23 protein-coding genes and 2 pseudogenes are annotated in these 21864 nt (G+C 60.2%); 4 read left to right on the top strand and 21 right to left on the bottom strand.

What is annotated here, in order from left to right:
* Nucleotides 1-7 precede the first annotated feature (7 nt).
* From N2597_RS32880 to N2597_RS32810, 15 genes and pseudogenes are all read right to left on the bottom strand, one after another.
* Nucleotides 8-841 carry a TrbG/VirB9 family P-type conjugative transfer protein gene (locus tag N2597_RS32880; RefSeq protein ID WP_077991600.1) on the bottom strand — a complete coding sequence of 278 codons (834 nt, stop codon included), beginning with the start codon at nt 839-841 and terminating at the stop codon, nt 8-10.
* Nucleotides 838-1572: a VirB8 family type IV secretion system protein gene (locus tag N2597_RS32875; protein WP_077991601.1), complete on the bottom strand. Its 735-nt coding sequence runs from the start codon at nt 1570-1572 to the stop codon at nt 838-840. Before N2597_RS32875 ends, N2597_RS32880 begins: the two co-directional genes overlap by 4 nt.
* A gap of 59 nt (nt 1573-1631) precedes the next feature.
* Nucleotides 1632-2705, bottom strand: a complete 1074-nt coding sequence (locus N2597_RS32870; RefSeq protein WP_077991602.1) for a TrbL/VirB6 family protein — start codon at nt 2703-2705, stop codon at nt 1632-1634.
* A gap of 21 nt (nt 2706-2726) precedes the next feature.
* On the bottom strand, nt 2727-2936 hold the full coding sequence (locus N2597_RS32865) for a hypothetical protein (protein ID WP_077991605.1): 210 nt from the start codon (nt 2934-2936) through the stop codon (nt 2727-2729).
* Nucleotides 2933-3724 carry a conjugal transfer protein gene (locus N2597_RS32860; RefSeq protein WP_077991608.1) on the bottom strand — a complete coding sequence of 264 codons (792 nt, stop codon included), beginning with the start codon at nt 3722-3724 and terminating at the stop codon, nt 2933-2935. Before N2597_RS32860 ends, N2597_RS32865 begins: the two co-directional genes overlap by 4 nt.
* Before the next feature lie 22 nt (nt 3725-3746).
* Entirely contained in the window at nt 3747-4919 is a 1173-nt protein-coding gene (locus tag N2597_RS32855) for a lytic transglycosylase domain-containing protein (RefSeq protein ID WP_341356297.1), read from the bottom strand.
* Nucleotides 4897-7416 (bottom strand): VirB4 family type IV secretion/conjugal transfer ATPase, encoded by a 2520-nt coding sequence (locus tag N2597_RS32850; RefSeq protein WP_077991614.1) that lies wholly within the window; start codon nt 7414-7416, stop codon nt 4897-4899. Before N2597_RS32850 ends, N2597_RS32855 begins: the two co-directional genes overlap by 23 nt.
* A gap of 3 nt (nt 7417-7419) precedes the next feature.
* On the bottom strand, nt 7420-7746 hold the full coding sequence (locus N2597_RS32845) for a VirB3 family type IV secretion system protein (protein ID WP_077991619.1): 327 nt from the start codon (nt 7744-7746) through the stop codon (nt 7420-7422).
* A 2-nt stretch (nt 7747-7748) separates the two neighbouring features.
* On the bottom strand, nt 7749-8120 hold the full coding sequence (locus N2597_RS32840) for a TrbC/VirB2 family protein (RefSeq protein ID WP_077991620.1): 372 nt from the start codon (nt 8118-8120) through the stop codon (nt 7749-7751).
* On the bottom strand, nt 8117-9037 hold the full coding sequence (locus tag N2597_RS32835) for a lytic transglycosylase domain-containing protein (RefSeq protein ID WP_244597353.1): 921 nt from the start codon (nt 9035-9037) through the stop codon (nt 8117-8119). Before N2597_RS32835 ends, N2597_RS32840 begins: the two co-directional genes overlap by 4 nt.
* Before the next feature lie 813 nt (nt 9038-9850).
* Entirely contained in the window at nt 9851-10651 is an 801-nt protein-coding gene (locus tag N2597_RS32830; protein ID WP_077991710.1) for a hypothetical protein, read from the bottom strand.
* Between the two features lie 291 nt (nt 10652-10942).
* A pseudogene (locus tag N2597_RS32825) lies at nt 10943-11386 on the bottom strand (transposase); the annotation flags it as partial.
* Nucleotides 11387-11393: 7 nt separating this feature from the next.
* A protein-coding gene (locus N2597_RS32820) for an IS630 family transposase (protein ID WP_097622115.1) occupies nt 11394-12342 on the bottom strand; the annotation gives its coding sequence in 2 pieces (ribosomal slippage) (nt 11394-12005 and nt 12007-12342; 948 coding nt in all).
* Between the two features lie 93 nt (nt 12343-12435).
* Nucleotides 12436-13187, bottom strand: a pseudogene (locus N2597_RS32815) (IS256 family transposase); the annotation flags it as partial.
* Nucleotides 13188-14365: 1178 nt separating this feature from the next.
* Nucleotides 14366-14851, bottom strand: coding sequence for a hypothetical protein (locus N2597_RS32810; RefSeq protein WP_077991622.1), 486 nt, complete (start codon nt 14849-14851; stop codon nt 14366-14368).
* A 505-nt stretch (nt 14852-15356) separates the two neighbouring features.
* Here N2597_RS32810 and N2597_RS32805 point away from each other — a divergent pair.
* Nucleotides 15357-15626, top strand: a complete 270-nt coding sequence (locus tag N2597_RS32805; RefSeq protein WP_077991624.1) for a WGR domain-containing protein — start codon at nt 15357-15359, stop codon at nt 15624-15626.
* 86 nt (nt 15627-15712) lie between these two features.
* On the opposite strand, the gene N2597_RS32800 is transcribed toward N2597_RS32805, so the two are convergent.
* Nucleotides 15713-15877 (bottom strand): hypothetical protein, encoded by a 165-nt coding sequence (locus tag N2597_RS32800; RefSeq protein WP_165779399.1) that lies wholly within the window; start codon nt 15875-15877, stop codon nt 15713-15715.
* A 396-nt stretch (nt 15878-16273) separates the two neighbouring features.
* Between N2597_RS32800 and N2597_RS32795 the strand changes: the two genes are divergently transcribed.
* The gene (locus N2597_RS32795) at nt 16274-16552 is read left to right on the top strand and encodes an HU family DNA-binding protein (RefSeq protein WP_077991628.1); all 279 of its coding nucleotides are present in this window, start codon (nt 16274-16276) and stop codon (nt 16550-16552) included.
* A 46-nt stretch (nt 16553-16598) separates the two neighbouring features.
* Here the strand turns inward: N2597_RS32795 and N2597_RS32790 are convergent, their stop codons facing one another.
* The 3 genes from N2597_RS32790 to N2597_RS32780 all read right to left on the bottom strand — a co-directional run bounded on the left by N2597_RS32790 (nt 16599) and on the right by N2597_RS32780 (nt 18040).
* On the bottom strand, nt 16599-16910 hold the full coding sequence (locus tag N2597_RS32790) for a DUF736 domain-containing protein (RefSeq protein ID WP_077991631.1): 312 nt from the start codon (nt 16908-16910) through the stop codon (nt 16599-16601).
* A 496-nt stretch (nt 16911-17406) separates the two neighbouring features.
* Nucleotides 17407-17802 (bottom strand): hypothetical protein, encoded by a 396-nt coding sequence (locus N2597_RS32785; RefSeq protein WP_077991642.1) that lies wholly within the window; start codon nt 17800-17802, stop codon nt 17407-17409.
* Nucleotides 17795-18040, bottom strand: a complete 246-nt coding sequence (locus N2597_RS32780; RefSeq protein WP_077991644.1) for a type II toxin-antitoxin system prevent-host-death family antitoxin — start codon at nt 18038-18040, stop codon at nt 17795-17797. The genes N2597_RS32785 and N2597_RS32780 overlap by 8 nt, the downstream gene beginning before the upstream one ends.
* A 369-nt stretch (nt 18041-18409) precedes the next feature.
* Here N2597_RS32780 and N2597_RS32775 point away from each other — a divergent pair, with 369 nt between their 5' ends.
* Together N2597_RS32775 and N2597_RS32770 are read left to right on the top strand one after the other, a co-directional pair.
* Complete coding sequence (locus N2597_RS32775; RefSeq protein ID WP_341356296.1) at nt 18410-18820, top strand: hypothetical protein; 411 nt, start codon at nt 18410-18412, stop codon at nt 18818-18820.
* Nucleotides 18821-18961: 141 nt separating this feature from the next.
* Entirely contained in the window at nt 18962-19561 is a 600-nt protein-coding gene (locus N2597_RS32770; protein WP_077991649.1) for a hypothetical protein, read from the top strand.
* Between the two features lie 91 nt (nt 19562-19652).
* Here the strand turns inward: N2597_RS32770 and N2597_RS32765 are convergent, their stop codons facing one another.
* Nucleotides 19653-20585: an ArdC family protein gene (locus N2597_RS32765; protein WP_077991712.1), complete on the bottom strand. Its 933-nt coding sequence runs from the start codon at nt 20583-20585 to the stop codon at nt 19653-19655.
* Nucleotides 20586-20870: 285 nt separating this feature from the next.
* On the bottom strand, nt 20871-21455 hold the full coding sequence (locus tag N2597_RS32760; protein ID WP_077991651.1) for a hypothetical protein: 585 nt from the start codon (nt 21453-21455) through the stop codon (nt 20871-20873).
* Nucleotides 21456-21864: the final 409 nt, after the last annotated feature.

Below are 21864 nucleotides of genomic sequence, written 5' to 3'. Positions count from 1 at the left end.
GCACCTCCTATCGTGATTGGGATTGCTGGTTGGCGGCTCCGGCTCCAATCCGCTTCGGAGCGACTGCACCTTCGATGGGCGCCGGAGTGTCGGCGGGAGACGTCCGGAGATTGAACAGGCACGTCTCCTCCTCGGTCCCGTACCGGAGGGACCACTGCCGCGAGACCTTGTCGATGACGATATAGTCCGCCTCCCGACGGTAGTTCACGAGGCTCTCGCGCCGCTTGGGGTCGACAATGAAAATCGCCGGGATGTCGCCGGTGAACTTCATGAAGGTCTTCACCCCATCGTCGAAGACCCATCGGGGCTTGGCGGCATCGTTGCCCTTGAAGCCATAGTCGTAATTGACCTTGTCGCGACGAATGTTCTTGATATTCGGATTACGCTCGGCATCCTGAGCCTGCTTCCAGAGCTCGGCAGTTCCTTTCAAGCCGGCATCTTCCGGATAGGTGAATGTCAGCTTGAAGGTCTGGTTCTGCATCGCCTTGCTGTCGTTGACGCGCAGATCGAAGGAATAGGTTCGCTTCGTGGTCACAACCGACAGATTGGTCGCCGCGTCCTTCTCCATCGGCTTCAATGTCAACGAACGCCTGTCGGCCGAGGTGAGGATCTGCCAGGAGACGGTGTCGCCCGCGACGACCTGAGTGATCTCCTCGTCAGTACCGAAGAGAATGGTCGTGACCAGCCCATAGGTGCCGGTGACGAGAAATACCTGCTCGGCGGAATACGGAAGTGACCGGACGCGCGGGTCAAGCCGGCCCGGCCGTGCCAGCAGCTCGCCATGAACGACTGCTGGGCTCAGCAGCAGAACCAGGGAAAATGCGGCGGCGCATCTCTTCATGGGGCGAGCCCCGAAGGCATTGTCTCTGGGACCTTCACATATTCGGTAACGACAAAGCCGAGCGGATTGTAGAGCCGAACCCGGTTGCTGGCCGGCAGATTGATCTGGCGAAAGCGTACCGTTGCAGACCACCGATTGACGACGTCACCGCCACGCTGGCGCTCACGTGTCTCGAACCGGACGGCCATGGTTGAGGCATTGAGCGGATTGACCGAGAGGATCTCCGGACGGATGTCACCGGTCGCGCCCATGGTTTTCACAGGCCCTCGTGGGTTGGAAGGGTTCATCCACTCCTCGTAGTCCTTGAAAGCTTCCGAGTTCGGCTCCGACCAAAGCGCGATCATGTCGAAATTATCCGACAGATAGCGCGGATCGTAGGTCTCCCGCCGTATGACGTAATTGCCAACGAAGGAGGCCCGAACGGCCTGCATTTCCGAGACGCTCGACCGATCTTTGTCGAGCGACGTCACGGTTTCCATGTATCCCGTGTTCTTATCGACGATGAGAGGAACGACCTCGGTGCGCACAAGGGGGAAAAGCTGGGCCACGGAAAAAGAAAGCACGCCGGCGACGACCCAGCCGGCAACGGCGAAGGCCAACAGGATGAGACCAATGAGGGTCCTGAGCGAGCGGTTCTTTTCTCCCCAAGACAAATGCTGATCGTAGATATCCAGCGGACCGGGGAAATGATCGGCCGGGGCGGCCCTCAATTGGTTTCTGAACAATGCCAAGTTTCAAACCTCGAATTCGTGGGCGTCAAAATCGTGGAAACATCTCTGTCGCCGGATCGTCACTCGCCGCTGCGGCGCCGGTTGGTCAGCATGCGGCCCAGTGCGCCGGCACCTGCCAAGCTACTGCTGCCGGCGAGCGCCGCTGCGGTTACCGCGCCTCTGGGGCCCGCCAACATGCCAAGAGCAACCTCTGCGGCCTGCCCGGCTCTCGAATTGCTGGCCGACAGTCTCCTTCGTGCCGATCCATATGCCGCGTCGACGCCGCCCCCGGCCGGCACGCCGGAAATGGCAGCGCCGTAAGCGAAGGTGCGGGCAAAATCAGGGACCTGGAAAATGAAGTAGGAGATCAGCGCCAGGTACAGCACCATGGCCAGCACGATCGCGAGCGCGTTCTCCTTGGTCGCCATGTCACCGTTGATGGTGTCCATCATTCCGATCAGAAAGCCGAACGACAGCCCGGCCATGATGTAGGTGAACAGAAGCATGAACATGCCGTAGGCGACGCCCCTTACCCAGGCGTCGAAGACGAAGCGCGTGATGCCGAAGAAATAGCAAAGGATGGCGATCGGCCCGATCGCTAACATCACCGCGGTGATCATTTTGGCAAAGAGCGTGACGCCGGTCAGGATCAGCAGCATCGGGAGTAGGCCGAAGACGAGGACGATGAAGACGACGACAGCGCCGGTGACATTCGGCAGCCAGCCAGATTCGTAGGAATTGAAGAGCTGCATGGCAAAGTCGTAAACTTTGCGCGCCATCGAGGCGACCTGGCTGGCAAGATCCGATCCGGCTGATTGCCCACCCATTGCCGAGGAAATCGCCGAGCCAAGATCCTGTGGCGTCGACAGCACGAACTGGCCGATATTGTCGTAAAACGTGGCCCAGGACATAATAAGGGCGTAGGCTAACGCGAGCTTGAACGCTGTAACGGCCATGTCCTGTAAAGATACGCTGGAGAACCCGAGCGCGCCCCAGAGAAAGTACAGGATGAGGAAGATCGCCAGGATCCTAGAGACGAGATTGCCGTTTTCGGCAAACAGACCCCAGGCTCGTTCCAGCGACGCTTCGTTGATCTTGTCGAAGTAACGCAAGGCATCGCCATAGAAATTGATCGCGTAGCTGACCGGATCCATGTCGCATCCTGTAAGTGGCTTCTAGAATTGATTGACGGGTCGCATGGGACCGCAATCGTTCACGACGGCTGCCGCCATTGCCCGTTCAGCGGGTCCAGGCTTTTGCTCCTTATCAAAGCCGAGTGCCGGCACCGGGTTCTCGTCGGCGGAGCACTTCGCCAGTTGTTCCTGTTTGCCGGCGCAGCCGGAAAGCGCCACGCAGCCGAGGAAAAGCACCAGAATCAGCCTCACTGTGACTGCTCCTCGAACGCCTTCAGTTGATCCCGCACGGAGACGCCTTGCTGACCGGCACCGTCATCACGCATGACGCTGTCGGGGAGCGTCGCGAAGGTCTTCAGGTTTTGAGACGACGTCGCGAGCGCGGCCTTGTATTGTTGGTTCAACAGCATGACCTGATTGTTGAGCGAGCCGACGGCCTCGTTGGCGGTCTGGTTGCCCTGCAGCACCATCTGGGTGTTCTGCTCCAGCGCTCCCTTCAGATCCTGCGCGGTGCCCACCTGCTGTGTCGCCTGCATGAAGGAGTTCTGTCTATCCTTGGTGGCGCTGTTCATCGCGTCGGTGAGCGCCGTCATGGTCGTCAGGGCGTTTATGCCTTGCGAGTAAGCCTGGTTGGCACCGGAGAGCTCGCCCCCCTTGACCGTGTCGGCGATCATCTTCACCAGATTCAAGCCGTTGATCAGCTTGGCGGCCGTATTCTGGAACTGGCCGCCGATACCGCCGAACACAGCTTGGTTGCCGGACAAGATGCTGTTGAAATCCGGCGCCTGCCCCATGCTGAAACCATTGCCGGTCGCAAGCTTGGCAAACTGGCTGGCATCCTGGGTACGATCGCCGGTAATCGCCTGCAGCGTCTTCGTCGTATTGTCCTTGACGACTGACGTGTCCTGCTGGATCTGCGACGATAGCCGCTTGATCTCCTCGCTCAGAGATATGTTCTCTGCATCCTTGACCGGCACCTGCGAGTGAGCGTGCGAGGCGGCGATGATGCCAAGACCCGCCGCGATAATGAATGCCTTCATGTGCCTAACCTCTCTTTTTCGTTCAGTTTGCTGTCGGTCTGGCGTCGACGACCGTCACCAGACCCAGTGCTGGATCCTGCATAACCGAGAAGGTCGCGACGTCGCCGTTGGCGCGCGCCTGTTCCTGCAGGTCCTCAAGCCAGCGCTGGATCTGTTCGGTCGTCGCCGTCGACGGCACGGCAAAGCAGCGGGTGCTGCCGGTATCGGCGATCGTCGTCGGGCATTGGATCTGCGCCATGACAAGCGAACCGTCCTGGTCCTTCGCATTGCCGCCGCCAGCGCCGCGCAGATTCGCCGATGACGACTGCAACCCGGCCTGAAGACGCTGCAAATATTGCTGGTTCGCTTCCGTCGACTTTTCGACAAACGCGTTCCACACGTTGCCGCGCTCGATCTGTGCCTCTGTGTTGCGATCGACGGCCTTCTTCAACTGCTCGCCGCAACCGGTGCTATCGCTGACAGTTTCCGGCTCGGCTTCGGAGCCAGCGGGGGGAGTGCGGTCGCCATTCTGCGCCTTGTTGCGGCTGTAATAGGCCGAAACCTTTTTGACGTAGTCCTGCGTCTCGGGAATCTTTGGGATCTGTCCATTCTGCAGCGACTGGCGATACGGCCCTGCATTATAGCCGGCGGCGATCAGGTCAAAGCGATTGCCGAACATTCCTTGCAGTTGCTTGATGTATTTGACGCCGCCACGAATGTTGTCGCGCGTATCATAGGGATTGACGCCAAGCCCTGCCGCGGTTCCGGGCATCAACTGCATGACGCCGGTGGCGCCAACGGCGGAACGCGCGGATTGCCGGAAGCGCGATTCCTGTTTGGCAATTGCCATAGCAAAGTTTGGGTCGACGCCCTGGCGCAGCGCCTCGTCCGCGACCATGCGAGCGACCTCCTGTTGGCTCGGGGTCTGCTTCGATAGAGCGGCGGGCGCTGTGTTCCCTGCCATACCTTCCGCCGAACAATCGGCCGGTGCGCCCGAGCCTTCCCCGGGTGCCACGCTGTCGGTCGTTCCGCCCGTGGCGCCCTTTACCCCTTGAGTGTCCGCCTGATAATTTTTGTACCAGTTCAACGTCTCCTGCTGGATCTTCAGACGAGCGTTGTCGATGACGGGCACCTGCGCGTAGGCAGTCGGGGTCGTCACAGCGGCGAGCGCCAGGAGGCTGACGGTCGCCAGCTCAGAAAGCCTTGCGGTCTTCATCGGACGCGCCTCCCTCCCAGTTGCAGAACTTCGAAAGCCAGCCTTTCGGATCGTCACCGTATTCGTCGAGCAGCAGCTCGACTTCGCGCACGGTCTCTTCCCTCCCAGAAAGCACCTTGATGAATTCCGGCATGTGGGACATGTCGACGCGCGCGATGACGCTGCTCTTGGCTTGCTTGATCAGCATGAAGCGCGAACTTGGGTCGCCGTTCTTGACCCAGTCAAATTCGGCCCTGGAAAGCCCGAAATGCTCCATGTAGGAGTTCTCGTCGGCCTTCGGATTGGCGAAAAAAATGTTGGTCGACGTCTGCTCGATGATCGTCCGGCTGACGCTCGATTGAACCACGTCGTCGGCGGACTGCGTGCCAAAGATCACAAGACCGTTCCGTTTACGGATGGTCTTGAAATAGTCTTTCATCGTGCGCTTGAACTCGTCGTCATCGAGCAGCTTCCAGGCTTCGTCCATCAGGTTGATGATCGGCGCCTTGCCGTCATAGATCGCGTCGAGCCGATGAAACATGTACAGAAGCGCTGCTGTGCGCACCGTGGGGTCGTCAAGGATCGACGTCATGTCGAAGCCGATCATCGGCCTGGAAATGTCGAGATTGTCATCGGCATTGTCGAACAGCCACGCATAGGGGCCGTGACCGACCCATTTATCAAGCCTTGCGATCAGGCTCCCCTCGGTTCTCTCGCTGCCGGCGAGAAGAGCACGTAGCGACGACAGACGGCGATAGGATCTGTCCTTCGTCTTCAGTACCGACTTTATCGCGTTGCGAATAATCGCCTCTTCCTGCGGCGTCAGGTTCTCGCCTTCCTTCGAGGGCTTCAACATAAAGCTCAGAAGGCCGTATAGAAAAACCCGGTTCTCTTCGGTGTCATCGAGAAGGAGCGGATTCCAGCCGGACGGTTCTCCGGGCTCCAGCGCCATGTATGTGCCGCCTGCAGCGCGTACCATGATGTCGAGGCCGCGGTCCTTGTCGAAGACAATCGTCTTCAGGCGCGGGCTGACCCTGTAGGCTTGCAGGATCAGAAAAGCCATGATCACGGTCTTGCCCGATCCGGTCGGGCCAAAGACGGTGGTGTGCCCGACATCACCCTGATGGAAATTGAAGAAGAAGGGTGTGCCTGATGTCGTCTCGAAAATGGTGATCGCCGGCCCCCAATGGTTACCGTCCGGCTTGCCATAGGGATAGGCGTGGAAGCTGCTTAAACCCGCGCAGTTAAGAGTCGAGATCAAGGCTCGTCGGGCAATGTACGCCTGGTTGCCGGGAAGCTGCGCCCAATAGGCCGGCTCGGCATTCAGGTCTTCGCGAACGTAGGAGGCGCCGAGCGCTCCCAATTCATTGCCGATGAGGGCCACGGCGTCGTCCAGCTGGGCCGTCGACTTGGCGACGGGCATGACGGTGAGATGGTGCTCGGTGAAGGCGACACGCTTGCGAGCCAGTTCGTCACGGGCAATGTCGAGATTGGCCTGGACGCTAGAACCACCCTCGTCGGCTTTCGACATCTGCCGGTCGAGCCTCTCGATCCGGCTGCGCGCCGCCATGTCGTCGATGAATGACATCGACTGGGTCAGCACGATCTCGAATGGAAGCTTGAGAACATAGTCGAGCATGCCGGCCCCGGTTTCGGGCGGGTACTCCTTCAGCGAAACCATCGCGGCATATCGATCATCGTCCTGCGTATCGCCCTGCAAATGGATGACCCGGTTGCCGATCGACGTTCGACGTGCGGGAAGCATTTGATCGATCGGGATATTGCCAAGCCGGATCGGTCGGACGCGCCCACCGTTCAGGAGCGTGTAGAAGAATTCACACTGTTCCGAGAACCAGATCTTCCGCATGCCCTCCTCGACCACCATGTCTTCGGAGATGTCGCGATAGATCTTCCTTCCGTTCCCAAGATCGGCTTCGACGCGTTGCATATCGCGCAGAACCTTGGGGCCATAAACAGCGAGAGACTTCTCAAGTGCGCGCGTCGCCTCGACCAATTTATCGCGCATCGCCCGAAACTGCTCCCTGCGTACGACATTGCCGCCGACGCCCATGATCCGGGACAGCGCCGATCCTTTCTTGAACAAGGGCCGGACGATCAGCGACACGTAGGTGTCGTTGACGAACATTTCGTTCTTGGAGATGCTCGATTGATAGACGTCGTCGAGGCGCCGCATGAAGGGGTCGGAAAACCCGGACGGTAGCGATGGCGCCACCTTGCGCCTGATGACATGGGTGTAGAGCGCGAAATTGCCGATGGACGAAATTGCCCGAAACGCCGAGTTGCGTTGTCGCTGCAGCATGTTGATCGTCTCGATATCAGCTGTCTCAAATGAGAAGCCGGTCAACTTTATGGTCGAGACCAGGCAATCGTTCTTAAGCCGGATAATGCCGTTTTCGATCGGCACGTAGAATGGAACATGGGTCGAGATACTGCGGTCGGCAAATATCTCCCATCCCTTCGACAAGGTTCCTTTCAGCGATCTCGCCATCGTGCTCATGGGTCAAACTCCGTAGGTTCGGATGCCGCCGCCGAGCCGACGGCCGAGCGGGTTGATGCCGCACAGGCTGAGCCTCCCGACGATGTCGAAGAACCAGAGGTCGAGCTTGACTGTGAGCACATAGAGGATGGTGTGCAGGATGACGAAGGAGACCGGAAACCAGAGGATCGAGCCCAAGATCATGAACACCATCAGCGAGACAAAGCATTCCGCTAGAAAATAGGTGTAGGGTATGCCCATCACGGTCGGCGGCCGGGTGAGCGCGAGAATGACGGGGTGGCACTCGATATAGTCGTCGCCACCGTCTGCATTGCTTGTCGACCCGGCCATGATCAGGATCCGCCGCCAGCCAGGAAGTCGACGAGTTCGGCGGCGGCAAACATGCCGGCAAGGCTTCCGCCGACGCGAAGCAGCGCGCCCCAGGACCAGTATCCGAAGGCTGCCGCCAGAAACATTCCGATGAAGGCGATCGCCCCGACCGAGCGGCCGAAGGGCCCGGTAAAGAATTGTACCAGCCGGTCGGCGGCGTTCTGCAACGCATCGAGATTTTGCGCAGCGGCTGGCTCAAATTGACTGATGAGGAGGATCAGGCTGGCGGTGACGATGACTGCGGCATTGCCGATCCACTTTTGTCTCATCAGCGAGTACCAGACCGCGCGCCCGTAGACGACGAGGATCTGGACTGCATATTCGGAACGATTCATGGGAGCACCTCTTCCTTGACGATTTTTACCGGGCCGCCGAATGGGATTGCGGCGGCCTCCTCTTGGCTGCGGCTCGCCGCCACGGGCGTGCCTAAAATGGAAAAGACAAGCATTGGGGATCTAGCCCGATCAGCCCGACCTGTAGGACGACCAGGGGCCGGGGCGGACGGAGCTGCGTTGGCAGTGCTTGAAGCTGATGAAGGTGACGATGTACCCGTGTAGTAGCCAACGGCCCGCGCCACATAGTCAGCCGTCTCCTGAATCAGCGGCAAGGAATGACGCGCGTCGACGCGGGGTTCGCCGGCATTGTAGGCGGAGGCGACGAGAACCGGATTGCGATATTTGTCGATGAGGAGGCGCAGGAAGCGGGTACCGGCACGGATATTCTGCTCGGGATCCGTAAGGTCGGCAGCGCCGAAAGCCTTCCCAATCTTCGGCATGACCTGCATCAGGCCGATGGCGCCAGCGGCACTGACCAGTTCGGGATCGAAATCGCCATTCTCGGCGCGCATGATCGACAGCACCCAGTTCGGATCGACGCCCTCTTCGACGGCGATCTTTATGGCAAGCGCGGTATACTCCTGGGGCATTTGGGCAATGAGGTCAGGTCGCGCTCCGGCCGCCGCGCTGCTCTTGCGAGGCTCGCCTGCCTGGTTGGCGGGCGCGATCACCGGCTGATCATCAGCGGAAAAAACGCCGATCGACGAATAAACGCCTGATTTGGCTCCGGCAGCTCCGCTCGAGGCCGTGCCTCGCGCGTCAAGGCTGCTTTCCATCGTGTCGACCACATTTGTCCCCAGTGGAGACAGGCTGGGCGTCATCTTTTCGGCAGTGTCGGGTTCACCGATCCGCTGTGAGAAATTGGTCCAATCGATTGCCGGCGGCGAGGCTACGCTCACCTTGGTCGCCGCGCCCACGGCAGCCAAACTCGGCTGGGTTGGAGCGACGCCTGATTTGAAGTTGTCAACAGAGCGCAGCCGGTCGCCTCGCTGAGGCGGTGGCGCGGCTACGATAAACTGACCGCCCTTCCCGGTACTGGCGGTGAAAGACGTCAGGATAACAACAGATGTAAGTGCTGGCCAAAAAACGTGTCGCGACCATTCGGTTTGCGGTCTCTGGAGGGGAGAAAGCGGACTGAGAAACATGGCCAAACCAGTTCATGAATTATACTGCGGTATAATAGTTTGAACTGTATCCCGGCCTGGAAATCAACCGAAAAATTGCACTTGAGTATAATTCTCGGAGAGTTGCGCCTTCTGCGCCAAAAAATTCACAAGAAACTTCAATCCCTTAGGCGCGACCACGGGTCAGGCGTCCACCGGTATTCAAATTGTTCCCGATCGCCAAGAATTCGCGCGAGGCGAACCGCCGTACCACCCTTGATCAACACAGAGCCGACATCAGCTCCTGATTGAGTGCCATAGATTCGGCACACGAAATTTGGCAACTGCCGCTGGACTCTCGGCGCGGGCGAGCACGACGATACCTGATACCGAACGTCCTCACGATCGGTCGCCAGGGCGAGCGCGACCTCTTGTACCGGGCCAAGGCGATGCCGCCCAAACTTCGTGCCATATTCCAGCTGGCACTCGACGATATTGCTTCGATAGTCTCGGCAGGCTGTGAGGCTCAGATATGCAAATGGTGGTGCCGGCGACGGCCGCGCTGGTGGCGGTAATTGCGCGCATCCCGAAAGAACGAGCGGAATGGCGAGAAGTCGCGATAGTGCTCTAGAGATCTGCATGATCCGCCTCCTGATATTCCTGCTGATACCCGGCATCGCCGAGCGCTTTGAGAAAGAGATCGCGGGCAAGCGCGCAATATGGTGACGACGCCTGCGCGAGATGAAGCTGTGTCAGCACCAAGCCAAGATCGGAGACGGTGGCCACCACACTGGCCAAATCGTCGTTGACGGCGTCGCGAAGTACCTCGCGACCGTCATGCCCCCTGACAAGAATGGCGTAGTCGTTGCACGCGATGCTATGCCACAATTCGAGTGTACCGCTATCGCCACCTGGGCTCTCCGTGTCGCAGACGAGCACAACCGCGTAGTCGGGATACGGGAAATCGGTTTCCTCGATCGATGTGCCGCCGCGAAACTCTGTCAGGACCGCGTTCGACGCGAAGATCAGCACCCGTTCATTCACGAGCAGCCGCCTCTGCCCCAAACGCACGAAACCATTCATCACTGAAGACCGGATCGTCGGCGGTGCGAGACCCTCGGTGCAATGCTCACAAATCGGCATCAAGCAATCGTTTCTGAAAGCGAATATGCTATGGAAGCGGTTGACGACGAAGCGCTCGATATTTTGAGTTCGACCGCTCAGCGTTTCGACAAATGCAAACCCGTCCAGTAAAGCCGGGGTCCTCGTCAGGATATCGTTTTCGGCGGAGTCGACGGGATCTCCAATCAAGCTCGACGGCCCCACAACGATGCCGGCAGATCGCGTTTGCGCGCCGCAGCTCGGACAGTCGACGCAAAGCGGGACCTTGTACCATTCCTTGGTCAGGAGAGATCGGCTGTGTGTCATCGAAAAACCTGCGTTCATCAAACGGAGGATTGGCAGCTGGACCAGCCGAGCAGAGGGCGAAAACCGGCGTCGCGTGATACTTATACTTCAGTATAATTATTTGCAACCGGTAGAGGTTTCACAAGTCCGAACCCTGACGCGTTGCCGAAATGCGCCGTGCAGTAAACCCGCCCTCAGAACTCATGAAAGGTGCGTTCGCTGGCGGGACCTGGGTACATTTCATCGCCCGATGCCAGTTGCCTAAAAAGGTCGTGTACGGCAAGTCCTGCAAATAGCGGCTTGGCCTGCTGGTCAGGCTGCTTGACGTAGATCGGCTTTCTTCATCTCCTTCAAGTCGTTCATGTTGAGATAGCGGTTGGCCTCGAGCCAGTTTTCGTGGGTCTCCACGGCGAGCGAGCGGATGAGGCGGAGGCAACTGTCCTCGTTGGGGAAGATGCGCAGCACGATGGTCCTGCGTTTGATCTCCTCATTGAAGCGCTCGAGCATGTTGGTAGATTTCATGTGTTTGTGGTGCTGGCGCGGTAGCCGGTAGAAAGTGAAAGTCTCCTCGATGGCCTCCTCCGCCCAGCTCGCGAGTTTGGGATATCGCGGTGACCATTTCCTCAGCCAAGCAGCGAGGTCGCTCTTGGCCTCTGACAATTCACGGCGATCATAGATCCAACGCAGTTCCTGGAGGCAATCGTCGTCTGCTTTGCGCGGCAGGTGATCGAGTGCGTTGCGAAGGAAGTGGACATAGAGCGTTTCAGGTTTTCACGGAAGCATATCCGGCATTGGCGAAGTAGTTGCTGCATTCGCTGGGCTCGATGGTTGTGACGAGGTGTCCGATGTGGCGCCAGGTGTCATCGATGGTTCGCTTCTGAGCCAGGCGCATCCAGTGCTTGATTTTGGCGAAAGCCTGTTCGATCGGGTTAAGGTCGGGGGAGTATGGCGGCAGGTACCAGAGCCGAGCACCAGCGTTGCGGATCATCTGACGGATGGCGACCGACTTGTGGGAGCCGAGATTATCCATCACGACGATATCGCCGGGTTTGAGCACCGGTACGAGTTGCTGTTCGACATAAGCACGAAAGCACTCACCGTTGATCGGTCCATCGAAGACACAAGGCGCGGTGAGCCGATCGCAGCGCAACGCGCCGAGGAAAGTCAGGGTGCGCCAATGTCCGTGCGGGGCGAAGCTGCGCAGCCGTTTGCCCTTCGGCCCCCAGCCTCGAAGCGGCGCCATGTTGGTCTTGATCCAGGTTTCATCGATGAAGACCAGCCGGCTTGGATCAAGGCCAGCCTGCCAGGATCGCCAGCGCTGTCGCCGTCGCGCGACGTCAGCGCGCGCCTGCTCAAGGGCGAACAGTGTTTTTTTTGAACCGTAGTCCCTCGCGCCGCAGAAACTGCCATACGGTGTCGTGGGATACCTTCACCCCTCGCGCGGCCAGTTCTTCCTTCAACCTGTTCAGTGACACATGCGGCGTCTGGTTGATCCGCTCGGCGATAAACGCTCGGTACGGCTCAAGAACCCGCTTGCGGTGGCCGCCCATCTTCCCAGGCGCGACAGATCCGCTCGAACGGTAGCGCTGAGACCACTTCACCGCTGAAGACACGGCAATACCGAACCGCACCGCCACCGACCGGCAGCTCTCGCCGGCTTCGATTGCATCAACAACACGCTTGCGAAGATCATTTGAAAGAGGTCGAGTCATCCGATGCTGGCCTCCACTCCAGCCAGCATCTTGAATCACAAAACAGCCAAAAACGGAATCCCTTCCGATTCAACTAAATCCAGATACGCTCTAGCAGCGCTGGAACCATGCGTCGGGCAGAACCTCGCGAACGGCCGCGCGCAAGCCGGCATGGTCATCGGCAACGATGTATTCGACACCGTGCAGTCCGCGCTGTTTGAGGCCGAGCAGGAATTCCTTCCACGACGAGTGGCTCTCTCGGTTGGCAAGCTCGACTGCAAGGATCTGACGACGCCCTTCCCAATCGACCCCGAGCGCGACGAGCACGGCGCACGAGCGAACTACACCTGCCTGGCGGACCTTTTCGTACTTCGCATCGATGATGAGTTAGGCGAACGGCTCGTCCAGCCGACGTTGGGCAAAGGCCGTCAAGCTCTCGTCCAGTCGCTTGTTGATCGCCGATATGGTCGAGGCGGAGAAGCTGTGGCCGCATAGCTCTTCGGTGATCGCCTTCACCTTCCGGGTCGAAACGCCCTGAACGTACATCTCTGCCAGTGACGCTACCAGCGTCTGTTCGGAGCGTTGATAGCGCTCAAACAGCTCAGTTGAAAACCGCCCATCGCGGTCCTGCGGCACCCGCAGTTCGAGCTTGCCGACCCGCGTGATCAGAGTCCGATTGTAATGCCCGGACCGATAGCCGATCCGGGCCTCAGCCCGTTCACTCTTCGCGGCGCCGAGCGCCTCGGTCATCTCGCCTTCCAGCATCTCTTGCAGCAGATCCTGCACAATCCTGCGCAACGCGTCCCGGTCGCACCCATCAAATCTTTGACGGCGGCTATCGATGGTTTATTCTCACTCCTGGTCATGGTGGGGCTCCTACGGAGTTGGTGACGTTAGACATCACCAGCCTGCCATGGCCGCTCAGATCCTCAACGGATTTTTGCAGAACCTCCCGCACACTACCCCTAAAAAGCCCATCCGGCAGATCGGCGATTTCCCTATTCGCTCATTCGCACAGCCACCTATTCGCTGAGTCGCGCATTCACTCATCCGCCGATACGCGTAAACCCCCGTTCGCTCATACGCCGATTTACCCAATCGCCTAATTGATCATTCGGCGGATCGGCGTGTCACCTATTCGCCCATTTGCGCAAACACCTATTCGCCGGTTCACACATGTGCTGATTCACCGAGCGCCTTATTCTCTCAAAGACCGATGCGCTCAGACCCCTGTTCACCGACTTGCCGATCTACCCAACCACCCAATTGCTGAATCGGCGGATCGGCATTTCGCCTGTTCGCTCATTCGCGCATTCACCTATTCGCCGAAAATATGTTGTTCCCGATCGCATCCGGCCGTCGATGACCCAAGCGGTCACCCGCCCCAACTTGCCCGTGGGCCCGACGCCTCTTCGCGGTGGTGTCTCTTCTCTGGATCGACGGGAAATGGGCGACGCCTCCGTCGCCGGCTCGCCATAGCGACAATCGCCCCTCGGGCGAAACGGCTATTGGTATACCAATAGCCTATCCTGCCATCTCTCACCAAATCGGCCCGGACGCCGTGCCCGAGGCGCCATGCTGTTGCGAGTCGTCAGACAAAGCAACAGCGATCACAGGCGCAAGCCTGTGATCCGCGCCGGAGGAACAGCGCGGTGGCGGGGCCGATTTGGTGAGAGATGCTGAAGCGAGCTGTCGTCGTGAGCTGCCGTGATGTCCGTGACCGAAGGGAGCCGGCATCGATGGCATGCGAACGATGAGACGGCGAGCGCACCGCAGGAGGAGAGGATCACCGGGAGCGGATGCCCTAGCATGAGGGCGAAGCGCACGGTGATCCTCTCCTCCGTCTTGTTTGAGGAAGTCGCGGCAGCGTCCGCCTACCGGCCCGAAAGGCCGGGCGGGTCTCGACCCGCACCGCATGGAGAGGGGTGTTTGAGGGGAGAGGCGGCAAGTCTCTCCCCTCAAGATCGCGCGCAGGCTCGATGCCGGCAAGCGGTCAAGGGAACGGAAGATCGCGAGAGACGGCCAAGCCGTCTCTCGCCGAGCATCAATCGTAGACGACACGGGCGGCGCTGATGCCGATGCCAGTCTCGCGGGAGATATCGCGGATGATTGGACCGAGCCCGCCCAGCTCTGCCTCGGTCATGTCGATGGTGCAGGGATAGCAGATCTGGATGCCGTCGCAGTCCGCCGACAGCGCTGAATGCCAATCGCCATTGTTGATACGGTACTCATAGGTGAAGTAGTCAATTTCAAGTTCGTCGAGAAGTATGATCCGGAATCTGTCGAGGCACTCTTGTTCCCCTTGAAGCAGGAACGCGGCGAAGCCTTCGGGATCCGGTTTCCATGCGAGCTCGCGCTCCAGCGCCAGGATGGATCGTGTCCGTCGGATTGCGTGTTCAAGGCCGTCTGCCAAGCTGTCGTGCAGCATCCGCGAGAATTCGTCGGCGCAGCCGATCCGGTTCGCAAGGACCACGAGCTTGAATCCTGAAAGCGCCGCGAGTTGATGAGTGTAGTACCAGTCATCGGACATCGTATTGTCTCCTTTCTGTCTCTGACGAAAGGAGGCCGCACCGTAGCCGCGAGGGGTCAAGGATCGCGGAACGCGGCCGCCAAAGGCGGCAAGCGGAGGAACCGATTTTCTGGCAATGGCCCGAAGGGACGGTGGCTGAAAATTGGAGGGGCCGCGCAGTCCTTGACGCCGGAGTGGCGGGTGCACAATGGGACGTCAGAGAGAGATAGACCACGGCGCCCCAGGCGCCGTGTCCGTACCCGGCGTCCAGCCGGCCATGCTGCCGATGCTCGACCATTGCCTTGGAATAATCCGCCGCCCGAGCGGCGGCCGCGAGAGGGGCGTCACCCGAATGGGACGAAACCCGCAAGCGGTTCGGTGAGCGCAGCTCATAGCACCGTCCGCCACAGGCGGCTCGCCCAATCAGCCTCAACCCGACAATCCATCATCGGCGTGAATCGATGAACACCGACCGATTCAAATATCTCGTTGGACGCGGAGTCTGCCTTGTCTGATTCTGCCTGTTATGATCGCGCAGCCCTACCAGCTATATGTCGAACGCACGGACGCCAGGAAGAACATGGCGCGCTATTATGCGATGTCGATCGAGCCCGACCTGTTTGGCGAAGCATGTCTGATCCGCCGGTGGGGCCGCATCGGCGCCAGCGGCCAAAGACTGGTACGTCATTTTGAGAGTGAGGAGGAAGCGGTCGGGCTCTTCCTCAAACTCCTTCGGCAGAAGCGGAGGCGCGGCTACGGCCCCAGATCGCATCTCTCGCGAGAGACGATTGCCTGAGGATCGCAGGCGGCATTCGGCGTGCCGAACCTTCGAGCCTGAGGCGGCGGCCGGCGCGTCAGGCAAGGCGATGGCAAAAGCCGCCCTCAGAAGGGTGGCTCGGCGTCGATTTCGCCCTCTTGCTCTGCGGTGATCACAGCCAGCTCGGCGCTGGCCAGCTCCAGTTCGGTTTCGATCTCGCGGCGCTCCACCGGGTCGATTGCTTCGCGCAGTTCGAGGCGAAGCTCTTCAATCTGTTGCTCCAGAAGCATCGTCGTCATCTCCTTGACGTTTGTGAAAGATGACGCGCGCGGTCATGGGGGCGTGGCGGGGTCAGGGATCGCGGAACGCGACCGCCAGCGGCGGCGAGTGGGGGTGCCGATTTTGTCGAAGCGCAGGGAACCGAAGCGGAGGAAAAATTGGGGGAACCGCTCGTCCTTGAGGCCGTCATGCACACATGGCACCCTCGGAGGGACTGAGCAGATATTCCTCTCCGTATCGCACCCAAAATCGAAGGCGGGCTCGATGCCCGCACTTCGGTTTACTCACATGTGATCTGAATAACTGTGGAGATCCCGGGCTTTCCGCGCCATTTGCCGCAGCGTGTCGATGACAGCTCGGGTCAGTAATGGCAGGGATTCTGCATCTGAAACGATGCGGAGACGAAGATGACCACGACCAACGAAATCGCCGACAAGATCGCGATCGACCATAGCCTTACAAAGGCGCAGGGGAAAGCCATCGTCGAGGCGGTGATCGCCTCTATTACCGAAGCTGCGGTGGCCGGCAACGAAACCTCCCTACCAGGCTTCGGCAAGTTCAAGGTAAAGGAAACGCCGGAGCGCGAAGCACGCAATCCTGCGACCGGCGCGACAATCAAGGTTGCCGCGGCCAAGAAGCTAGCCTTTACGCCGGCCAAGGCACTGAAGGACGCGCTCAACAAGTGACATGACGAAAGCCCCGGTCCGAGCGAGCGGGGCTTTTATCAGTTCGTCAGCGGCGCGTGCTGCGCGACCAGATTAGCTGCAGGCCTTCCTGTCCCTGGACTTCGGTCAGCGTTGCATAGATCGGGGCGGGGAAGCTCGGGTCGTCGAGCTTGACCGAGATGTAGTCGCGCTCGCTCTCCCGGGCCTGTTTCTGCCAGCCGGCGCCGAATTCAACATTGCCCGCCAGAACCCTGAAATCCGGTGCGTCGTCGGAGGAGCGTTCGACGCGGACGATCTTGGCCTTGACGTTGAGGTTGAGGGTCTTGATGGTGCCGGAGAAGCCGTTTTCGGAAGCGGTGAAAGAGCCGATGGTTGCCATTGTGGTGATCCTTTTCAGTTGCTCGGGCCGCGCCCATCGCGGTCTCGATGGCTGTCGATGAGACCGGAAACGATCGGGCCGCACCCCTTGGGGCCGCAACGAAGTGAAGGACGGCCTTTGGCCGAGGCTTTCTTGTGTCGCGAGGAATGGCCGCAGATCCGGGGTCCCCACATGACCCGTCATGTGGGGTGGGCGTGGCCAGGGGAAGAAAACGAGCAGGCCGTTGCGGGAAGACGATCGAGCCGAGCTTGCGAGACGGTTTTTGGTCAGACAAGCCGCATCGAGACCGCGGTGGGCGAGCCGTTGCTTGGGGAAGGGTCAGACAATGGCTCCGTCAGGGCGGGCGCGGATCTGGACGGTGTTTTCCGGAATATCCCTGCAATCGAAGCGCTCCAAGGCCCGTCCGGCTCGGATTCGGTCCAATTTGCCACTCTGGAATTCAGGGCGTCGCGGATGAGATCGGTGCGGTTGGCATAGGACCCGACGGCGCCACTGGCTAGGAACGGTTCACTGCCGCCAGCCTGCGGCTCGCCGCCGCTTGCTTGACGATGCCGGCGATCTTTTTCAGGAAGGCCGGGCTGAAGCTGCCAAGTGGCCTACCCGTTTCGAAGTCGAAAGCCTTGTCGAGCTCGACACGGTTATATTCGTCGAGAATGATCCAGCACGGAAAATCGAGGCCGGCGCGGCGGCATTCCATCTGGCTGATCGACAGAAACAGGCGATCCTCGGAGGGGACCTGTGAAGTAATGGCAAACAGGAAAACGGCGCCCGGGACGGCTGGTGTCCGCACAACGACGCAGACCGGGCGAGCCTTGCGGCCACTCTCCTCGCCGGCATCCGCCTGTCGCTTCCAGAGGTAATGGAAGCGGACGACGTCGCCCGCATTAAACATGATCGTCCTCAAGCAACGCGTCGAGGCCGGTCATCAGCTCCGCATGGACGGCATCCGGTGCATCGTCGAGTCCGTAGGCCACCGTGTGCGAGCCGCCGACGAGCTTTCGATACTGTTCCGCCGTCAGGATGACGAGCTTTTCCTTGCCGCGCTTGGTGAGCGCGACCGGCTCGATCAAGGCTGCCTCCAGGATCTCACCCGAGGCCCGGTTCATATCGGAAAACGAAAACTGCTTCATAGGCACCTCCAGCCAATTACGTAAAATACGTAATCTATGCGGTTCGCGCAAGCCTGTAGTTTGCTGCAACCGGTTCGCTTTCACCGTGAGCCTGAAGAGCCGATCGAGGTATGTTCTCACCAGGCAGCGCAGCCGACAAGGGTAAGAGAGTGATTGTGGCCGTTGCGGGAAATCGATCGAGGCGCAGCCGCTCTTTGGTCAGACGTGCCTCATCGAGGCGGCTATAGATCGGTCCCTTGTCGCGCAATCAAAGGAATTCGTACATGGCTGCGCCGCAAACGCCGAATGCACGTGAAAACGCAGTTCTCCGCATTGACTTTAAATGACGACGAAACAAATGCTTGGCCCGCCTAACAGAGGAGAACACTGATGGCTGACGAAACCACGATTGAGACCACTGCCACGACCGAAGCGCCGGCCGTAGCTGCCGCTGAAAAGAAGACCCGCAAGCCACGGACGCCGAAAGCCGCCGCCGAAGCCAGCTCCGTCGATGCCATCGCTGCACCTGCCGAAAAGCCGGGCAAGAAGACGCGTGCGAAGCGTGGCTCCAAGGCGGCTCCGGTCAAGGCTGAAAAGGCAGTTGCCGCGCCGAAGGCGGCCGCCACTCGCGCGCCTCGAGCCAAAGCCGCTGCTTCCGCTCCGGTCTCTGCGGCTGACGTCATCGACGATATCGCCGACCTTATCAAGCTTGAGGAGGAGAATAAGCAGCTTCGCAAGGAGCTCTCCGAAAAGCTGCGCGCCGAAAATGAAGATCTGCGCAAGCGCCTTGGCAAGGCCTGAATTCCGTTTTGAGCGGCGCCACGTATTTCCATACGACGGCGCCGTCGATCTTTCGTCAGACTGGGCGAAGATCAATGCGGCCTTGGTAACAATGAATGACCGCGGCGATGTCCCGCCACCATGCTTTGAAGGTTGAATGCAATGAGAAAGCCATGGAGATTTGTAGCTGACCTGGTGTCGCGTAAGCCGAAAACACATGGTCATGACGAGAGCTCAGCAGTCGCACCGAAGAGCATCGCCCTCGAATACAAGCCTGTGCCCGAGGAGGAACAACCTGGCCTCGATGCGACGGCATTCGACCGCGCCGCTGATCGCGGCTCCGAGACGCAAGTCGAGGCAAGCCGACCCCAGTCCGATACCGATCCGACTGAAGCCCGAACAGCGGCATCAGTTGAAGACGCTCCTGCGGTCGCAGTCGGTGACGACGAGCCCGCAAACCTCGCTACCACGGGGCAGGCCGAGGGAACATCGCCTGCTTACCCGGGGACGGAGGCTGCCAAGGCAACGACCAAGGCAGCGTCCACGCGGCGGAAGAGGGTCGCGTCGATCACGGAGCCGTTGGGCTGGATCGGTACAGCTTTAGATGAAGCTCCTGCCATCGCCGCCGGCCCGAGATCCCTCACGGATGAAATGGCCGACCTTGACGCTGAGGTCGATGCGTTGCGGCGTCAGCTGGCAAGGAAGCTCGTCGAGCAGAACGCGCAATTGCGCAAGATGCTCGCGAGGTTCGACGTGCGTTAGTCGTGGCCCCCGTTCCCGATAGGTGAATGCTCCGCCCAAGGCGGCGTCCCTGATCTTCATCAATCCCGGTTTGGGCGGGACAAGATAAGCGTTAGGCCGCGACTTTCACATCCGCTCCCGGTTGCAACGAATGCAAGAAGCTCACGGCGCGTTGCGCATGGGCTGCCGCCTGGAAGATCGCCCGCTTGTCATTGGCAAGGACCGATAACCAGGACTTCAAATAGGACGCGTGATCCGGCCGCGGCTCGAGCTCCGGCGCGATACCGAGGTCGGCACAAAGGAAGCAACTGCCAAGTTCGGCGATCAGTTCTTCGCGGGCACGCTCCGTGCGATCTTTTGCATACCTTGAGAGATCGCGGTTGAGCCGGTGCGAGGCACCCGCCCAGTGGATTTCCTCATGCGCCAAGGTCGCATAATAGCTCTCCACATCACGAAACGCCTCAATGGGCGGCATCTGGATCAGATCCTGTCCGGGGGCATAAAAGGCTGCGTTGCCGCCATGACGGATTACTGCGCCCGTTGCCAGAAAGAAGGCGTCGGCATGCTCCAGCCGTTCCACGGGTGTGAAGGCCGGCGTGTTCGGCGATGCACCGTAACGCGCAGGCAGCCCTTCGATCTGTTCGATATTGAAGACGGTATAGGCCTTCAGGAACGGGATCTCCTGCTCGACGTCGTCACCGTTGGCGTCGGTTCCGGTTTTCTTGATGCGGTTGGCATAGACGACCATCGAGCCGGTCTCGCCTTTGCGCACATTGCCGCCAAGCTCCAGCGCCTGGCGAAATGTCATCCATGTGCTGGCGGCAAAGCCACGGCTGGTGGCCTCCGACCAGAGGAGCAGGACATTGATGCCCGAATAGGGTTCGCCGTTGAAGCGATGCGGCCGCGACACGTTTCCTGCCAGGCGTATGGCACTCCACGGCTGGACCCAGGGGCGCACGCCCTGCTCCATCTGAGCGACCATGATGTCGGTGATCCGCGTGTAAACGTCCGGGCGTGCTGCGCCGGTCTGGCCAGACGGTTTCATTGGCTTTTTCATCGTCTTTTCCTTCCTCTTCGACACCGCGCCGATCGCGGTTCGTCACGGCGGTCGAAAAAGACGAGGCCGGCTGCTGCGCACCCGCTTGGACCTGGACCACGGGTGCCATGCTGGGAGGCGGGCCGGAACGCCAGTAGAGGACGGCGTGCCGTTGCGCTTCTGCTGTCCGGGCGAGGCTAGACCGCGCTCCGGGACGGGCTGCGGTCAGCGCCTGAGCTCAAACAGCAAAAAGGGCCGGCGTGGCCGGCCCTGGACATGCTGGGAAGGGAGGCGTCAGTCGAAGGCTGACATTTGAAGCGAGGCGGCCTTCTGATCCAGCGAGGCGGTCGGCGTTGCGATCGAGCCGCGTTCATAGGGCTTCCACGTCTCGCCGGTGATGTCCTCGTAGGCGGACACCGCGCCTTCAGCGGCCATGCGCAGGACGTGGGCCTGCAGGCCCATATCGGCGGCGAATTCGCGCTTTCGCTGGGCTCGGCTGTCGAAGCCAACGGGACCGTCCAGATCTTCGTCGCGGAACTCGTTGGCGAGTTTCGTGGTGAGATCGCGCGCTTCGGTCACGGACCGGCTGTAGAATTGCCCGGCGCCGTAGGCCGAACCGACGAACGAGCCGACGATGCGCTGCATGTGGATCTGCATCGCCTTGCCGCCGAGCCCATCCTTCAGCGCGTCGGCGCTGTCGATCAGTTGTTGACGATGAAGGTCTCGAATTCCGTCGCTGTCGACAACGGGAAGACCGAAGCTTTCCGAGATCCGGATCGCCTGGACGCTGTCGGGGCATGCGTGGCGGACCATCTCAAGGGTGGTGGCGCGTTGGGCGGAAGGGCGGGCTTTCGGAGCGGAACGGTTAAGCGATGCCATGGTCTTGTCCTCGTCTGGTTGAGCAAAGCCCGAGAGCGTTTCTTGCGTGCTGTCCCTCGGGTGCGGTCGACAGGAACCGGGCAAGCGGCCCGGCCCAAGGCCAGGACGATGAGAGCAAGCGGGGCGGGGTTGCGGAGGCCGCGGACCAGCAGGGCGGTCGGCGGAAAACGCGGGCCCGCCTTGCGCAGCGCGCATCGAGACTGCCGCAACGCGGCGAGGCACGCGGCCTTTGACCGGGGCGAGTCCGGTTCAGACCGCAGCAAACCCGAGAGACAACTCGCAAGACTGGTGACAGTGCTCCTCAGATCAGGAACGGACCGGCATCTGCTGAATGGTTGTTCGCGGGCGCGGACCGCCTGCCTCCCATTCGCCGACCGGCGATGGTCGATGATGCGGCGGTATCAAGTCC

Source organism: Rhizobium sophoriradicis (genome assembly GCF_025200795.1).
Lineage (GTDB): Bacteria > Pseudomonadota > Alphaproteobacteria > Rhizobiales > Rhizobiaceae > Rhizobium > Rhizobium sophoriradicis.
Note: the sequence above shows the minus strand (reverse complement) of the source record. Positions and strands in the feature narration are given on the sequence as shown.

Bases quoted from the DNA above. Each gene is read 5' to 3' on its own strand.
- N2597_RS32880 (WP_077991600.1), bottom strand. From the start codon at position 841: ATGAAGAGATGCGCCGCCGCATTTTCCCTGGTTCTGCTGCTGAGCCCA.
- N2597_RS32870 (WP_077991602.1), bottom strand. From the start codon at position 2,705: ATGGATCCGGTCAGCTACGCGATCAATTTCTATGGCGATGCCTTGCGT.
- N2597_RS32860 (WP_077991608.1), bottom strand. From the start codon at position 3,724: ATGAAGGCATTCATTATCGCGGCGGGTCTTGGCATCATCGCCGCCTCG.
- N2597_RS32855 (WP_341356297.1), bottom strand. From the start codon at position 4,919: ATGAAGACCGCAAGGCTTTCTGAGCTGGCGACCGTCAGCCTCCTGGCG.
- N2597_RS32850 (WP_077991614.1), bottom strand. From the start codon at position 7,416: ATGAGCACGATGGCGAGATCGCTGAAAGGAACCTTGTCGAAGGGATGG.
- N2597_RS32845 (WP_077991619.1), bottom strand. From the start codon at position 7,746: ATGGCCGGGTCGACAAGCAATGCAGACGGTGGCGACGACTATATCGAG.
- N2597_RS32840 (WP_077991620.1), bottom strand. From the start codon at position 8,120: ATGAATCGTTCCGAATATGCAGTCCAGATCCTCGTCGTCTACGGGCGC.
- N2597_RS32830 (WP_077991710.1), bottom strand. From the start codon at position 10,651: ATGACACACAGCCGATCTCTCCTGACCAAGGAATGGTACAAGGTCCCG.
- N2597_RS32810 (WP_077991622.1), bottom strand. From the start codon at position 14,851: ATGTCCGATGACTGGTACTACACTCATCAACTCGCGGCGCTTTCAGGA.
- N2597_RS32805 (WP_077991624.1), top strand. From the start codon at position 15,357: ATGATCGCGCAGCCCTACCAGCTATATGTCGAACGCACGGACGCCAGG.
- N2597_RS32800 (WP_165779399.1), bottom strand. From the start codon at position 15,877: ATGCTTCTGGAGCAACAGATTGAAGAGCTTCGCCTCGAACTGCGCGAA.
- N2597_RS32795 (WP_077991628.1), top strand. From the start codon at position 16,274: ATGACCACGACCAACGAAATCGCCGACAAGATCGCGATCGACCATAGC.
- N2597_RS32790 (WP_077991631.1), bottom strand. From the start codon at position 16,910: ATGGCAACCATCGGCTCTTTCACCGCTTCCGAAAACGGCTTCTCCGGC.
- N2597_RS32785 (WP_077991642.1), bottom strand. From the start codon at position 17,802: ATGTTTAATGCGGGCGACGTCGTCCGCTTCCATTACCTCTGGAAGCGA.
- N2597_RS32780 (WP_077991644.1), bottom strand. From the start codon at position 18,040: ATGAAGCAGTTTTCGTTTTCCGATATGAACCGGGCCTCGGGTGAGATC.
- N2597_RS32775 (WP_341356296.1), top strand. From the start codon at position 18,410: ATGGCTGACGAAACCACGATTGAGACCACTGCCACGACCGAAGCGCCG.
- N2597_RS32770 (WP_077991649.1), top strand. From the start codon at position 18,962: ATGAGAAAGCCATGGAGATTTGTAGCTGACCTGGTGTCGCGTAAGCCG.
- N2597_RS32765 (WP_077991712.1), bottom strand. From the start codon at position 20,585: ATGAAACCGTCTGGCCAGACCGGCGCAGCACGCCCGGACGTTTACACG.
- N2597_RS32760 (WP_077991651.1), bottom strand. From the start codon at position 21,455: ATGGCATCGCTTAACCGTTCCGCTCCGAAAGCCCGCCCTTCCGCCCAA.